Origin of the sequence: Chitinophaga solisilvae (assembly GCF_009928525.1) — a bacterium.
GTDB lineage: Bacteria > Bacteroidota > Bacteroidia > Chitinophagales > Chitinophagaceae > Chitinophaga > Chitinophaga solisilvae.
In genome coordinates, this window is record NZ_JAABOK010000004.1 from 181004 (window position 1) to 196277 (window position 15274).

Below are 15274 nucleotides of genomic sequence, written 5' to 3' on the forward strand. Positions count from 1 at the left end.
CTATGATCCGATTCTTCTGGATTTCAATATTACTGTTTTTGTGTACCTCATTTTTTAGCTGTAAAAAGTTAGTAGATGCCGGTGCACCTATAACAAGCATAAATGGTGGTAATGTATTTAATACAGATGCAGGTGCCGCTGCCTTGCTAACGGGTATTTATACAAAGATGAGTGCCAGTGATCTTGGATTTACAATGGGGGAATGTTTTACGAATTTGTCCTTATTATCGGGATTGTCTGCGGACGAACTTGTATTGTTTAATACGTCCAATAGCGATCTTAGTATGTTCTATTTTAATAGATTGACTAATAGAAACTCCGGTCCATGGGATTTCTGGTCTATCCTGTATCCATACATTTATTACGCCAATACTGCCATCGAGGGGTTAAGCAGTAGTTATACTAAAGTAACACCCGTCGTGAGAAAGCAATTGCTTGGGGAAGCACAATTTGTCAGAGCATTTTGCTACTTCTATCTGGTTAACTTATATGGTGAAGTCCCTCTTGTTTTGTCTACTGATTATAATAAGAATTCAACTGTTTCAAGAGGCACTAAAGAAGAAGTATATAATTTAATAATAGCTGATTTGATAAATGCACGCGGGAACCTTAGTCCGAATTTCCTGTTGGCAAATGTGGTTGAAACTACCACAGAGAGAGTGAGGCCGACAAAATGGGCTGCGATGGCTCTGCTTGCCCGTGCTTACTTATATACAAATAAGTTTGTTGATGCTGAGAATCAGGCGTCGGAAGTCATAGAAAATAAAGGATTGTTTGATCTTGATTCTTGCCAGTATGTGTTTCTTAAGAACAGTAAAGAAGCAATCTGGCAGCTGCAGCCTGTTGGAAATGAGACTGGTGCAAATACCGGAGCTGGAAGGACATATGTTTTGCCTTCAACCGGTCCGGATAACATCGGATTTCCTGTTTATTTGAGTGATAGAATCGTTAATAGCTTTGAGGTAAAGGATGAGCGGAGAATTAATTGGATTAAAAGTATTCATCCTACAGGGTCAAATAATATATATTATTATCCATTTAAATATAAGGTAGGGGCAGGAATAGCTCCTTCGCAGGAGTACATAATGGTGCTCCGTCTGGCCGAATTATATTTAATCAGATCTGAGGCCAGAGCAATGCAATCTAAGCTGGTGGCCGCAATCAGTGATATAAATGTTATCCGGGAAAGGGCGGGGCTTAATAAAACAACTGCCTCTACATTGGGAGGAATACTATCCGCAATTAGACAGGAACGTAAAGTAGAATTATTTGCAGAGTGGGGAGACCGGTGGTTGGATTTAAAAAGAACGGGAACTGTGAATGATGTGATGAGAATTGTTACCCCGATTAAAGGTGGAGGAGTATGGAATAGTAATGCTCAGTTGTATCCTATAATATTAAGAGAATTGAATGCAAACAAGAATTTATTACAGAATCCAGGTTATTAAAGCTGATTACTCCATCCTAAATTAATAAAGATCAAATGAAGTGTGCCTTCTATTTCCTGTGTTTTCTTTTTTTTATGCCAGTGATAGGTGTTGCTCAAAACACTGGTGGGATTAATTTTGATAATCAATTGAGTTGGAGCCAATTATTGGAGAAAGCTAACTCAGAGAGTAAGTTTTTGTTTGTTGATTGCTATACTACATGGTGTGGGCCTTGTAAATCGATGGAAAGGGATGTTTATCCGGCCAGGGAGGTTGGAACGCTTTTTAATACATCATTTATCTCAGTGAAAATACAAATGGATACATCAAAGAACGATGATGCTTATATCCGGAGCAGATATGCGGATGCGGCGTATCTACAAAAGAAGTATAATATTTATAGTTTTCCCACTTTTTTGTTTTTTTCTCCGGGTGGGCAATTAGTACATAAAGAAGTGGGCGCATGTAATCCTGCGCAATTTGTTCAAACAGGAAATAATGCATTGGATTCCACAAAGCAATATTATTCGCTGCTGAATAGATACAAAAGAGGTATAAGGGATACTGCTCAATTGCTGTTGCTTGCTGTCACAGCGCGTAGATTAGAAGATAAACAAGTATCTGATGATATTGCGAAGGAGTACCTGGATAAAATAGTAAGTAACTATTCAGATGAAGAGTTATGTACCCCGGAAAGACTTGCTTTCATTTTTGCTTTTCCTGAGCTCTTATACAAAACAGGGTCTGAAGGGAGGTATTTCAAATTATTGTATAGCAAAGGAGATCGAATTGATAAGATGATGAAGTCAGATATTTCAGGTTTCTATGTTGCGAATATAATTTTAAAAGAAGAGATATATGACAATATAATGAAGAATGATAAGCCGGTACCACATACCCCGGACTGGGATGGGATGAGAAAGAACATAGAAAGAAAGTATAATGTTCATTATGCAGATACCTTGCTGCCGGCTGCTCAAATGGTATATTATAAAATGAAAAAGGACTGGACCTCGTTTGCGAAATTAAAAGACGAAATGATTAGGAAGTATCCACCTAAAAAAGGGGGTGGGGTAGATGGCGATGCATGGAGGTTGAACGATGATGCCTGGACTATATTTATAGGATGTGATAAAAAAAATGTTATTGCTTCTGCAATTGAATGGGTCGATATTTCCATCAGCCTTGAGCCGACCGATTTTCAGGTTGTAGATACTAAAGCTAACCTTTTATTCAAATATGGTAAAGTAAGAGAGGCAATTGAAACGGAAAAGAAAGCGATCAGGATGGCAGCTGAAATTAAACAGGAGCATTATGTAAAAGAGTATACAGAGGTATTGGAAAAAATGCAGAAGAAAATACCAACATGGCCCGTTAAATGAGTATTAGATTTGATTCGGAGGAATTGCCATGGCAGTATAAAATTGTACCTTTCTGTTGTTAGCTGTAACGTGAATAATTGGTAATATTAAGTGATTTATGCTGAAATATTTATTGATATTTTTAAGCTGCTTTTTTCTTGGGATGCCGTCACGCATATTCGGACAAAAAAGAATGCTGGATACAAGTCTTATTAATAAGTGGCCATCCATGGGAAGGGCGGAGATTTCTAATGATGGACGCTATTGTATGTATACAATAGATAACATGCCAGTTGGTAAGACCACCACAATATTACAGTCTACGGATGGAAGAAAGAAGAAGGTACTCGAAAATGTTCATAATGGTATTTTTAGTTCAGATAGTAAGTTTTTTTTCTTTGTTAATAGAAATGACAGTTTGTGTGAATTGTCTCTTTCCGGATTTTATATAAAGTATTATCATAAAGTATCTAGTGTACGATTGATAAAGATGGGTAATGATGAATGGATCGTTTATCAAAATTCTGGTTTCGATAAATCACTTGTTTTTAAACAGTTGAAAACGGGCAAAGAGCAACGATATTCGTATGTGTCGTCATATAAATTGGATGCTGATAATAAAATGATGGCGTTGCTGACAGATACTGTAAGAAGTGATCTGTTATCATTGTACTGGGTGTCACTCCCATCTGGAGTTGCAACCAAAGTATGGAGTGATAGGAATATAACGGAAACCATTATTAGTCCATGTGGAAATCAAATAGCTTTTAGTACTTCATATAAATCAGAATCAACTTACTTTTTATATAATAGGCCGACTGATAAGGTAACCAGATTACTGCATAATGAGCATATTATTCCGGATGGTATGACGCCTGATAGAATTACGCGGTTTAGCAGGAATGGTAAACTGTTGTTCTTCACGCTTAAAGATACAGTGGTAATGAAACCTGATCCTGATGCAGCCCCTGTAGATGTGTGGAGTTATAGTGACGAGATTATACAGTCGGTGCAGCTGAAGTCAATTGATGCCAGGAGTTACCTGGCAGTTCTGGACCTTAATAGCCACAATGTCAACCGTCTTGAGTATGAGTACGAAAATGTATCATTACTTGACACAGATACTGCTACAATTGGTATAGTATCAGCTCACGATGATATTTTTACTAATGAATCATGGAATGTTCTTACCAAACCCAAATTTGCTATTCTTTCACCTGAGACTGGAAAGAGAGAAGAGATAGCCATCAATCTGAGAACAGTCTCACCCTCACATAAGTATATATATGATGATGATGGAAATAATGATTCATATTTATATGATATTTCAAGGCGGAAGTTAATTAATCTGACCAGAAGTTTATCATTGCCACCAACAATGGAATATAGTCCATTACAGGAGGGTAATAACTCATTTTCAATTGTTGGGTGGTTACGTAATGATGAAGGCGTATTGGTGAGTGATGGATATGATATCTGGCAAATTGATCCCTTAAATGAGCATGAGCCAATTTGTATCACTAATCACACCGGCAGAAAATCAGATATCGTTTTTGGATTGCTCAATTACTCTTCCTCCCAGGTGGTAGACCAAAATGAAGTCTTATTTCTGACCGCGTTTGATCAAAAAACAATGAATAATGGTTTTTACCGGAAGATTCTGAAAAAGCCGGGGGATCCGGAATTACTTTCAGCTGGACCATATATATATAGTATTCCGGTAAGTGAGGTAGTCGGAATATACGCAGTTCGTCCTATTTGCAAAGCACAAGGTGCTAAGGTTTATATTGTACGCCGGGAAAGTGCTTCACAATTTCCTAATTATTTTAGTACTTCAGATTTTAAGAAGTTTACACCTTTAAGTAGTATTTATCCGGAAAAGTCTTATAACTGGTTAACCTCGCAGTTAATTCATTATAACTCTCTTGATAAAGTTCCTTTACGTGGCGCCTTGTTTAAACCTGAAGATTTTGATTCTACCAAAAAATATCCGGTGATAATAAATTATTACGAGAAAAGAGCTCCAGGGTTGAACCAGTATCTTTATCCGATCCCAATGTCGAGCGATATTGATTTGCCAACTTTTGTAAGTAATGGATACCTGGTATTGGAAGCTGATATATTTTATAAGAAAGGAGAGCCAGGCCATAGTGCTTATAGTGCTATTGTAGGTGCAGCAAAGGAATTAATGAAGTACCCCTGGGTTGATGCGGGGAAAATAGGTATTCAAGGGCATAGCTTCGGAGGATACGAGACTAACTATATTATAAGTCACTCTGATATTTTTGCAGCAGCATTATCTTCATCCGGGTTTAGTAATCTTATTAGTGCTGCCGGAACGCTTAAAGAAGATGATGGCAGCAATTTTTTCTGTAACTGGTCAGAGTCAGGACAAGGTCGTGTTGGAAGTAGTTTCTATGATAATCCTGAACTTTATATTAGAAACTCACCTATTTTTAAGACCGCTAGTATAATTACTCCACTCTTGATGGTAAATAATAAAGGTGACGGAAGTGTCCCATTTCAGCAGGGAGTTGAACTTTTCCTGGCACTACGCAGATTAGGGAAGAAGGTATGGATGCTACAGTATGATGGGGCAGGACATACAATCGGAGATATGAAAAGCAACCTTGATTATCAAGTCAGAGCATTCCAGTTTTTTGATCATTATCTCAAAGGAAAACCAGCTCCCAAATGGATGACTCGTGGAGTGCCTGCCAGGTTTAAAATGAAAGACAGGGGACTAGGCTTGGATACAAGTACGAATCCGTTTAAATCATCACTTCTTTCTGTCGAAAAATAGAGAAATTAAGTAGAATAATCCATCCATTCTTCTTAATGAGAAAAATGGATGGATTTTCTTTCTGAGTGAAGATTAAAACACTGTGGTTACACCAATTAAAGGACATGTAGTTGTTAATGCCAGGGGCTGGGTACAATGACTCTTAATTGGTGAGAAAGGATCAATTGCCAGTGTTGTAACCAGCATGTTGCACTTCAATTCTCTATTGGGATCTGCACAATATATCCGATTATCAGACATGTTATTCTTTGCTTTTACTGCTAAGACCAGTGATATGATACCAATTATGAATATGATACTTAGGTAAATGCGAGCATTTTTCATAATGTTTTTTTTATAAGATTTTATTGGAAATACTGTTCACTCCTCTTTTCATAGAATGTGAAGGTATTGCACTAGTTAAGTTGGTCTACGCATAATAAAGATTTCATTTGGATCATTTGAGCAGAAGAATTATTGGCTTCCTTATGCTGAATTTTACTGTCAGGTGGAAAATTTTTCGGAATCGTTGTATCTTCTCATAAAGTTATAACGTTTAAAAAATTATGACTTTATGAGAAGATTGAGTCTTATTGACCACCAAGAACTCCAATAGATGGACAGGTAGTAGTTAAGGCTGTAGGACTTGTGCACTGACGCTTAACAGGAGATAGAGGTGCAATTACAAAATTGGTCATCTTTAAATCACACTTTTTGTTGTTGGGGTTGGCACAGTATACATTATTCGAAGTGGTCTTCGCTTTAACAGCAAAGGTGCCACCTATAACAGCCAAAGCCACTATGGAACCGAGGATTATTTTAGCTTTTTTCATAAGTAGAAGTGTTGTGTGATGTTTTTTTTTGCTATAGAGCCATAACCTTTGAAAAGGCTATGGCTCTATAAATGTTCTCCTTATTGTCCAGCAATTACACCTATTGATGCACAGGTAGTAGTTAATGGAAGTGGAGCAGTACATTGGCGTTTAACTGGGGATGCCGGTTGAATTACCCAGGTAGTAACTTTTAAGTCGCATTTTCTGTTTATTGGATTTGCGCAAAAAACATTATTTGAGCTAGTTGTTGCTTTAACAGCAAATGCACCACCTATAGCAGCCAGAACAGCTATTGAACCGAGAATTATTTTAGCTTTTTTCATGATTAAAGTATTAAAGATGTTAGAAATAAAGTTTTCATGCAGCATCATATGGTATGCATGTTTATAATTACTGATTATTAAATTTCAGTAATTAGTCCGCTGAATGCACAGGTTGTAATCAGGGATACTCTTTTATAAGAAGTCATAGCCTGGTAATTGGCTATGACTTCAAAAGATACTTGTTACTGTCCAGCAATTACTCCTATTGATGCACATGTAGTAGTTAATGGAAGCGGAGCAGTACACTGACGTTTAACTGGTGATGCTGGCTGAATTACCAGGGTAGTAACTTTTAAATCACATTTTTTGTTTAATGGATTAGCACAATAAACATTGTTTGAAGTGCTTTTTGCCTTAACAGCAAATGCGCCACCGATAGTTGCCAGAACAGCAATTGCACCAAGGATTAATTTTGCATTTTTCATGTTAATTAGTGCTTTTTAGATTCAAAAAGCTAAACTTTAGGTTTGAAATAAACGATTATAATCGGATGTTTTAAGTCGGTTGTTTTACTTGAATCCTATTTTTTTTCGATAGCTCTTGTAATGTGCTTAACATCTATTTGGCCCAGGTAAGCTTCTTTTAATTTTCCATCTTTCCCATAAATGGCTGTGTAAGGAACTCCACTTGTATTAAAGTATTTTAAGAAGTAGTTTTCAGAGTCCATGCCAATTGTCAGATTTGAGTATTTATTTAGTTTGAAGTATTCTGAAAATGCCTTCATTAATTGAAATGGTGGAGAGGAAAAAATATAGAATTGTATATCCTTTAGTTTAGATTCATTTTTTATAATCATTTCCATCTCAGCGTGAGAGTATGGGCATTGTGGTCCAAAGAAAAATAGTACTACTGGTTTTCCTGCCGGGGCTGCTGCAACATTTACGTGTGTAATACTGTCTGTCAGGAGTAATTCGAATGAAGGTATTGCAGTGCCTTCCTTTCCGGTTTTTTCCGGTTTCCTATCAGGGCCGGAGCAACTATAGAGTATGAAAAGAAGCAGGAGAAAAGGAATTAGTCTCATGGTATTGAATTTTGAGGTATTGTTAAAAAGTAAAGTGACTTAGCTTCCTTTGTAAAAAGAACCCAAATGAAGCAAGAAGTATCAGAGCTGCATTTACAGATAGATGTTGTTTCCAGGAAAGTAATTCAAGAATTCCCCCACAACTACATGGAAGATGTTCGTTGTAGTTTAAGATGAATATTATATAAGTAGTAAAGAGGGTCATGATAATGCAGGTAGCTGCAAATCCAATGACTCGCCATTTAGGAACAATAAGCAATAAGGAAATGATGAATTCCGATATCGGAACTACCCAGGCAATATGCGTGGAAAGACTTGATAGTACAGGAGAAGTAGAAAGTTGCCCTTTGAATACTGAAAAGTTCAGTATCTTGCTCGTGCCTGTATATATAAATAATAGTATGAATATAAAGGCAGTTGCCTCGATTATTATCTTACTATGTGTTAAATTGATTTTTAAGCCTTTGTTTTGGATACCTGGAAACTTAATGTGAATCACTTTATTTGTCATGTCCTTATGTTGATTTTACGAAAATGAAATATCAGCTTTGGATTTTATCAATTGTGTGTTCGTGCCAAAAGCAGACGTGATGATATATCCCATAAAAAGAAAGGTGAATGATTCAAGTACTATAATGGGAAATAATTGAAAACGTAATGCAACTGGTGATGCGAAGACGCTGAATAGAAAGTTTGTCAGCCATAAACCTGATATCAGCACCAATCCAAGCAGTAATCTAGGAGTTTGCCTATGCCCTTGTAATAAAAGAAACCCTGACACACTTAGAAGAAATAGTACATTAAAAATGCCTACCAGAATCTGATAGTAATCCAGTATGTCATTTGTTGGATTTTTAACTCTACTTATAACTTTAGTTGTTTTATATTGAAACCATGCTTTTGCAATGGGTGGAATAGTATCAGTGCCTCCGTTGTATTCCTTTAGAAACTCAACTGGCGGTGCATAGTACTTGATTGCATTTGGCCATAAGTAATACTTTGCAAATGTTAAAGGGTATTCTCTGATCAGGTATTCCCCGTAAGCCCCATAGAGAGGACCCATTGATGCCCAGGATTTGAGATTTTTTTTAGCTGTATCTTTTTTTTGTACTGATGATTTGTATATTAATAATGGAGATGAAGGGTCCCACATATAAACGGTGCTGGCCATCATCATCTCTGAAGGATGTGTACTTAAATCACGGCTGGTGTCAAAGTAGGTGCGTACCATCTTGTCCAGGTTGGTGAATCTTTTTGGAACCGGTTTTACATCTGAACTATCGATGTATCGATAAGCGTATAGTGCATTATTCGCTAATTGCCAACCTGTGAAGGGGGAGAATTGATATTCTCCGGTAAGATCCTTGTATTTTAGACTGGTGTAATGAATGAAGCAACCTATGAATACAATGCCTAGAGCTAATCCTGTTATTTTTATTCGTATCTGTTCCCTTGAAATAAGGAACGCAAACCCCGCTATTAATGGATAGTATAAGGCATTATACCTGATAGTGAAAACAAGAAAGATGATGATGCTGTGAATGATTACCAGCCTAATTCCTGGCTTATGTATAATCCATAGAAGTGTATTGAACCATAGCAGACTCAGGGATAGGAATAATGCATCACTAGATACCAGATTACCCAGGAATAATAAAACCGGATTAAGCACCATGAATCCCCAGAGTAATATTTTTGTTATACTATGTGGATTGTAGAAATAAAAAAGCGTAAATAATAAGCATTGAATGTTTCCCTGTAGAAAGAAATATTGAAAAGCAATTAATGCTGAGTCATAATGCCAGAAGATGTTGAATAATCTCAAAAATACAGAGTATCCAATGGGATATGTATTGACTGATAAATTCCACATAGCTGTTTCCAGATAGGAGAATGAATCACCATGAATAAAATTTGGATATGGATAGAATGACTTGAAAATAATAAGTTGAATTATAGATCCGATTATTCCTGTGATTAAAAGCCATCTGTTTTGTGATGAGCTAAGAATATATTGCTTTAAACTTTTAAGCAGAATGCCTGGTTCTGAAGAGATTATATGCATATCTGTCTTCTTGGGATCTTGTGGAATTTCCAATGCAATTTTTTTTATAACATTATCCGAATGATTAATTTCCTTTTCTGCAAGAGAATAATCAACCATCCAGAAGTTTTTACTTCCGGTATGACTGCTGCTCTCTTTATCCGAAAGGCTGAATTCCGGTTGGTTTGCCGTTGATAATATCAGGAAGTAGTCAGCGTTTATCTCAGAGGCAACACCTGAGTGATCCATTATTAGAACAGATCTTATATTTTCCTGTGTATTCAGATATTGAATCCGGATTATTTGCTGATAGGAAATAACAATGCCTCCGATACTACTTATTTTAGATAGCAGACTTTCATATATTACTTTCTGATCAACTGTTGTTGTTATACTCTCATTTGTATTCAGTACAATGGGGGTTAAATCGGCCTGTAGACACAATTGGTAAACTGCACTTATGCTGATAGAATTTAATCCAATGACAAGAATCTGTTTCTTCATCTTGTATAAATGTTTTGCGCTATTTTCAATAAAGACCTGTTCCATAAGTAGTGAAATACATAGGATGTATGGATATTAATCAGGCCGGGTAAATGTGGAAGAAATAACTTGTTTTATGGAACCACAGGCTTACTTCTGAAATGTTTTAAACTATCAATCGTAGTAGCATCTATACATCCATTCTGAGTTGTATATTCTGTTTAGAAGTATTGCTCTTATAAATATCGCATTACTTTTGACGTTGTCTGGTTTTTGGAAGGATAAAAAAGATTCTTCAAAGGGATTCTTTGAGATATAATCAGAGTAATATTTGCCATTGATATTTGCGTGAAGATGCTCCGAAATTGTTGAACTGTTGTTTGACCAGAAGAGAAAGATCATCCCTGGATATCTTTTTTGAGTTCTTTTCAGCCAGATTGATGTTGATTTCTTTTTGGTTTCCCAAATTCTGTACACTGGTAGCATACCATGTTGTGTGTAGTTTAGGTATAGCAATTCCCATGATCATACCAGGGAGACCTGCGAATGATTCCGGCCCCCCGCTTATGGGTATTCTGTCTGTGTAAAAGGCTATGACTACTAAGGAATCCATTACAGTACAGGATGCCTTTCTGCAGGTTACACCTGCGATTACTCTACTGTCGGTGCTTACTTTCCATGCTGTTGAGAGAATATTATCTGATATCAGAAAGCTTTGTTCAAAGATTTGCTTTTGGATGGTAATAAGATTGCTGGTGAAATCTGTTAATACAATATTTTCAGCGGCTACCTGCCACCAGGCATTGATTGAACCAGATGTGGCTGGGGCTGTTGGTTTATATAATGACCGGTTTTCTATAAAAGAAAGTTCATAGTTTCTTGTGTAAAATGCTGATTGTTGGCTGCTGCCTGTATTGAAGCGCCCTTCTTCCTGGGCGATCCTGGTCAGATTTACTTTTTTCTCAAAAGTAATTTTTCCACTGGTAATAAGCAGCTGAGCATTACTTGTTAAGTATCCTATAGTTAAAATGCAGTAAATGAAGAATTTCATAAGATGATGATTGTACCGGTATTATTTACCCAGCGAGCTGAAGTTCCATATTAGCCGGAACATCCAGTTTCTTCTGAGAATATTGTATGTGTTTTCTGAAAAGGTTCCTGCTGATATACTTCTTGAGATTCCAAAATTTTGGTTAAGAACATCATTTACGGATAATCTTAAACTAAGCTTGTTGTCTAAGAAGGATCTTTCAATGAATATGTTCCATAGAATTACTTTAGGATTAATATCACTATTGTCAATTTTCTGTCTGATTGATAAGGTGGTTTCAGTTGAAATAAACGTGTTTTTTAAGGGGAATAAGTATGCACTTATAGCATATTGCTGAATCCAGTATTGAGTTACATAGGTATGGTTAATACTGGAAGTAGAATGATTATACGCTATGTTAGTTGATAGTAGAATAGATCCAATATTTTCCCTGAGATAATTAATCGTAAAGTTCAAAGATGGAAGGAGAATATTTGTATAATTAAATTGATTATTGATGACTGCATTACTTTTGGAAAACATTGTTTTGATTCCAGAGCCAATTCCCCAATGGGTTCCTACAGGCAGTGTAATGAATTGAACATCACCTGTAAAACTACTATTGCCATTTAAATTCACAGGTTGGTTAATACTTTTGCCGGTTGAATCAATGAAAACATGATTAACTATAGCATTCTTCGTAAAGCTGTAGGATAAATCTGCTGTCAGGGATTTCCTTTTAATAATCTGATTGCCATCATACCTGAGACTGAAAGTATGTACAAAAGCCGGCCTCAGCGCAGCATTCCCCACATACACATTCAACGGATCATAATTATCCCTCAATGGCTGCAACTGCTGTACAGATGGCTGCTGCGTGCTCCCCGCATACGTAAAATCCAATCTCTTGAAATTCGTAATCTTATACTGCATACCCACCCTGGGGAAAAAGTTCAGGAACCTCAGGTTAAACGTGGAATCCTTTACCATATCTCTCTGCTTGTAACCTGCTTCGGCTATATCTCCTCCGATCACGATGTCCGCCTTTGCTTTATTAATATTGATATACGCACCCGCCCTATGCGTCACCGTTGTCAGCGCATAATTACTACTCAGGCTATCCACTATATACCGGTGTGCATCCGGATTATTAAACGTATTCCGGCGTGCTTCCCGCTTGCTCACTGCCACGCCATAATTAATGGTGGCATATACATCTTTCCATAGTGGCTCTGTATACGCCAGTTTGCCCACTATGAGTGTACCGTTGTTTTCATTGACTTTCTGCTGGTCGGTGGTGTCTGCTTTGTCTAAAGTTCCTGTGGCCTTGTAGAAGTTATTGATGGCATACAGGCGGCCGTCTCCTTTATCGGAGCCGGTTTTTACGATGCTTTCGAGGAAAAGGCTGCGTCCCTGTCTGGCAAAGCGTTTGCGCCAGAATAGGTCTGCTGCGAAAGCGCGGTAGCTACCTTTATTCGTGGTAGTACGGCTTCCGTCGTTGGTAAGCACGCTATTTTTGGTGGTGGCGTTGGAGAAGTCGTTACGGCTATCACTGTTATTCAACTGCCCGTTGAGTCTTATTTCCAGCTGAGACAGGGTGTCGGTGGCTATTTTTATGGTGCTGCCTGAAACGTGCTTTTGTGTATGCAGGATGCCATCACTCTGTTGCTGTGTGCTGAATACACCGTCGGCGACGGTTTGCTGCGTGAGGGTAGTGGAGATGGGGTTTATGGATGTCTTGTTGAAGAGATAGTTGCTGTTCAACTGGAATCGGTCTTCATGCCACTTGTTGGAATAGTGTGCGCCGCCGCTCCACGTGATGGGAATACCTCCGGGGCCCGGGCTCACTTCGCCGCCAGGGGCGCCCAGCCCGTTGTCTACTTCCATGCCTATGCCGCCGCCATCGCGGAAGTCTTCTGCTTCGTCTGCTTTCAGCGCGCCGTTGCCGTTGTTGGACATGGTGCCCAGTACGGTCAGTTTCCGTTTGCCCTTAAAGGCGCTCAGCATGGCGCGGTTGTCGTAATACCTGTGGAAGTCGCTGCCGGCTTCTATTTTGCCGAATACGCCCTTTTTCATCTCTTCTTTGAGCCGCAGGTCGATGGTCTTTATCCGCACGCCGTCGTCGATGCCGGTGAACGTGGCCTGGTCGCTCTTCTTATCGAATACTTTTACTTTGTCTATCATGTCTGCCCGCAGGTTTTTGGTGGCGATGGAAGGATCTTCGCTGAAGAATTCTTCTCCGTCTACCAGGATCTTCTGAATAGTCTTACCCTGGGCGGTGACATTCCCGTTTCTGTCTACCTGTATGCCCGGTAATTCTTTCAGAAGATCTTCCACGCTGGCATTAGGACGCACCGGGAAGCTGTCGGCCTGGAATTCCAGGGTGTCGCCCTTCATGCGCACGGGCGACAGGCGCTGCCTCACGATGATTTCCTGCAACATGCGTGTTCTGGTAGTGAGAGGGATGTTGCCCATATTTATATGCGTACTGTCCTGTAATGTCAGCACTTCGGTATAATCCACGTAGTCCGGAAAGGTGACCATCACCAGGAATTTCCCTGCAGGGAGCTTCGGTAAATGAAAAGTACCGTCTTCTCCGGTGCGCGTGAACTTTACCAGGATGGAGTCGCTGTGCCTCAGAACCATTACCACTGCGCCGTTCATCGGCGTGGCGTTGAGCGTATCCTTTACCTGCCCCCGGATGACTGCCTGCTGCCCCCGGCTGATGCCTGCTGTCAGCAATAACAGGTAAAGGAACAGGCAATGCTTTTTCATACGGGATTACAGCGGTTATATTATATTGAATATCATCTTTATAATATTTTTCCGCTTACGAATCGGGGAGTAAAAAATGTCTGAAGAGGAATTTTCAGGGATCCAGCGGCTTCATGGTGCCGGCATTTTTCCTGCGCTTCAGCGTGCCGGGAGGAAAGTGATATTTCTGACGGAAGGCGGCAATGAAATTAGGGCTGCTTTTAAATCCGATGGCAACGGCTATTTCCTGTATGGAATGATCTGTTTCAAACAGCATGCTGAGGGCTTTCTCCATCCGGATATCTGTCAGGTAATCGAAGACGGTGCTGCCGAATAATTGCTTGAAGCCGCGTTTCAGCTTATTCTCGTTGGTGCCGGCTTTATGCGCCAGCTCTTTCAGGGAACAGGGTGTTGTCATATTTTCGTGCAGCCATTTCCGTGCGAACTGCATCTTTTCTACGTCGTCTTCGCGCAAAGGTATCAGGTTGGTCATGGCGGCGGCTTTTTCCAGCCGTATCATTCCCAGCAGCAGTAGTTCTCCGGTTTTTGCACCGATGTAGTTGTTCCGTGGCTCGCCGGTATAGCGGCACGCCAGTATTTCGGTGATGATGCCCTGCATCTCAGGGGTGGCATAGCCGTTAAGCGGACTTATCATTCCCGGTACACCGCGGCCTGTCTGCTCCAGGAAACGTGCCAGTAGCGGAAATGCTTCCCCGTATATGGTCAGGTAGTCTGGGGTGAAGTGTATGTCAAACGTGGTGTAGGAGCGGCCGGCAGACAATCGCAGGCTGCTCTGTACGGCGGGCAGGGAGGCGATGTTGAACTGCATCTCCCGCATGATTATTTTTTCCATCTGCTGTATGCCGAACCACACATCATTTTGCAGGGAGAAATGCAGCTTCAGCACTGCAGATACTGTTTCATCTGTAATGGTGATATCCCTGAGGATCTGATAATGATTGTACCAGATACTGAAACCGCGCCCGGCTATCTCCTGGAAAAGCATCTGCCCGAAATCACCACCAGCATGATATGCAGCGCTGTGCAGCACCGTATATGCCGACAGATCCGGAGGGATGGCGGCTGTACAGTCAGTCAGCTTTACTGTTTCATTCAGAAAATGAAATGACATGGTTGTTCGCATTAAGGTAAAAATGTAGGCGCTGGTTGGTCGGCAGGGCGTTCATACTTTTGGGCAGTCAACAAATGCTACTGC

General features: G+C 39.5%; 12 protein-coding genes. 3 read left to right on the forward strand and 9 right to left on the reverse strand.

The features are described 5' to 3' along the window. Positions 1–2 precede the first annotated feature (2 nt). The 3 genes from GWG06_RS09500 (at position 3) to GWG06_RS09510 (ending at position 5591) form a co-directional block, all read left to right on the forward strand. On the forward strand, positions 3–1448 hold the full coding sequence (locus GWG06_RS09500) for a RagB/SusD family nutrient uptake outer membrane protein (protein WP_160712815.1): 1446 nt from the start codon (positions 3–5) through the stop codon (positions 1446–1448). Positions 1449–1522: 74 nt separating this feature from the next. Beyond that, positions 1523–2809 (forward strand): thioredoxin family protein, encoded by a 1287-nt coding sequence (locus GWG06_RS09505; RefSeq protein ID WP_160712817.1) that lies wholly within the window; start codon positions 1523–1525, stop codon positions 2807–2809. Positions 2810–2906: 97 nt separating this feature from the next. After that, positions 2907–5591: an alpha/beta hydrolase family protein gene (locus tag GWG06_RS09510; protein WP_160712819.1), complete on the forward strand. Its 2685-nt coding sequence runs from the start codon at positions 2907–2909 to the stop codon at positions 5589–5591. A 569-nt stretch (positions 5592–6160) separates the two neighbouring features. On the opposite strand, the gene GWG06_RS09515 is transcribed toward GWG06_RS09510, so the two are convergent. From GWG06_RS09515 to GWG06_RS09550, 9 genes are all read right to left on the reverse strand, one after another. Then, the gene (locus GWG06_RS09515) at positions 6161–6403 is read right to left on the reverse strand and encodes a hypothetical protein (RefSeq protein ID WP_160712821.1); all 243 of its coding nucleotides are present in this window, start codon (positions 6401–6403) and stop codon (positions 6161–6163) included. Between the two features lie 80 nt (positions 6404–6483). Continuing rightward, positions 6484–6774: a DUF6520 family protein gene (locus tag GWG06_RS09520; RefSeq protein WP_160712823.1), complete on the reverse strand. Its 291-nt coding sequence runs from the start codon at positions 6772–6774 to the stop codon at positions 6484–6486. Positions 6775–6908: 134 nt separating this feature from the next. Further along, the gene (locus tag GWG06_RS09525; RefSeq protein WP_160712825.1) at positions 6909–7151 is read right to left on the reverse strand and encodes a DUF6520 family protein; all 243 of its coding nucleotides are present in this window, start codon (positions 7149–7151) and stop codon (positions 6909–6911) included. Positions 7152–7246: 95 nt separating this feature from the next. Then, complete coding sequence (locus tag GWG06_RS09530; RefSeq protein WP_160712827.1) at positions 7247–7747, reverse strand: TlpA family protein disulfide reductase; 501 nt, start codon at positions 7745–7747, stop codon at positions 7247–7249. 22 nt (positions 7748–7769) lie between these two features. After that, entirely contained in the window at positions 7770–8258 is a 489-nt protein-coding gene (locus GWG06_RS30820) for a MauE/DoxX family redox-associated membrane protein (protein WP_420826293.1), read from the reverse strand. A 15-nt stretch (positions 8259–8273) separates the two neighbouring features. Further along, complete coding sequence (locus GWG06_RS09535; protein ID WP_160712829.1) at positions 8274–10295, reverse strand: hypothetical protein; 2022 nt, start codon at positions 10293–10295, stop codon at positions 8274–8276. A 298-nt stretch (positions 10296–10593) separates the two neighbouring features. Continuing rightward, on the reverse strand, positions 10594–11325 hold the full coding sequence (locus GWG06_RS09540) for a GLPGLI family protein (RefSeq protein WP_160712831.1): 732 nt from the start codon (positions 11323–11325) through the stop codon (positions 10594–10596). Between the two features lie 21 nt (positions 11326–11346). Beyond that, positions 11347–14079, reverse strand: a complete 2733-nt coding sequence (locus tag GWG06_RS09545) for an outer membrane beta-barrel protein (RefSeq protein ID WP_160712833.1) — start codon at positions 14077–14079, stop codon at positions 11347–11349. Positions 14080–14173: 94 nt separating this feature from the next. Then, positions 14174–15190: a helix-turn-helix transcriptional regulator gene (locus tag GWG06_RS09550; RefSeq protein ID WP_160712835.1), complete on the reverse strand. Its 1017-nt coding sequence runs from the start codon at positions 15188–15190 to the stop codon at positions 14174–14176. Between the last annotated feature and the right edge of the window lie 84 nt (positions 15191–15274).

Coding starts and splice junctions, on each gene's coding strand:
- GWG06_RS30820 (WP_420826293.1), bottom strand. CDS start 8,258: ATGACAAATAAAGTGATTCACATTAAGTTTCCAGGTATCCAAAACAAA.
- GWG06_RS09550 (WP_160712835.1), bottom strand. CDS start 15,190: ATGTCATTTCATTTTCTGAATGAAACAGTAAAGCTGACTGACTGTACA.
- GWG06_RS09520 (WP_160712823.1), bottom strand. CDS start 6,774: ATGATGCTGCATGAAAACTTTATTTCTAACATCTTTAATACTTTAATC.
- GWG06_RS09505 (WP_160712817.1), top strand. CDS start 1,523: ATGCCAGTGATAGGTGTTGCTCAAAACACTGGTGGGATTAATTTTGAT.
- GWG06_RS09515 (WP_160712821.1), bottom strand. CDS start 6,403: ATGAAAAAAGCTAAAATAATCCTCGGTTCCATAGTGGCTTTGGCTGTT.
- GWG06_RS09540 (WP_160712831.1), bottom strand. CDS start 11,325: ATGAAATTCTTCATTTACTGCATTTTAACTATAGGATACTTAACAAGT.
- GWG06_RS09530 (WP_160712827.1), bottom strand. CDS start 7,747: ATGAGACTAATTCCTTTTCTCCTGCTTCTTTTCATACTCTATAGTTGC.
- GWG06_RS09535 (WP_160712829.1), bottom strand. CDS start 10,295: ATGAAGAAACAGATTCTTGTCATTGGATTAAATTCTATCAGCATAAGT.
- GWG06_RS09510 (WP_160712819.1), top strand. CDS start 2,907: ATGCTGAAATATTTATTGATATTTTTAAGCTGCTTTTTTCTTGGGATG.
- GWG06_RS09500 (WP_160712815.1), top strand. CDS start 3: ATGATCCGATTCTTCTGGATTTCAATATTACTGTTTTTGTGTACCTCA.
- GWG06_RS09525 (WP_160712825.1), bottom strand. CDS start 7,151: ATGAAAAATGCAAAATTAATCCTTGGTGCAATTGCTGTTCTGGCAACT.
- GWG06_RS09545 (WP_160712833.1), bottom strand. CDS start 14,079: ATGAAAAAGCATTGCCTGTTCCTTTACCTGTTATTGCTGACAGCAGGC.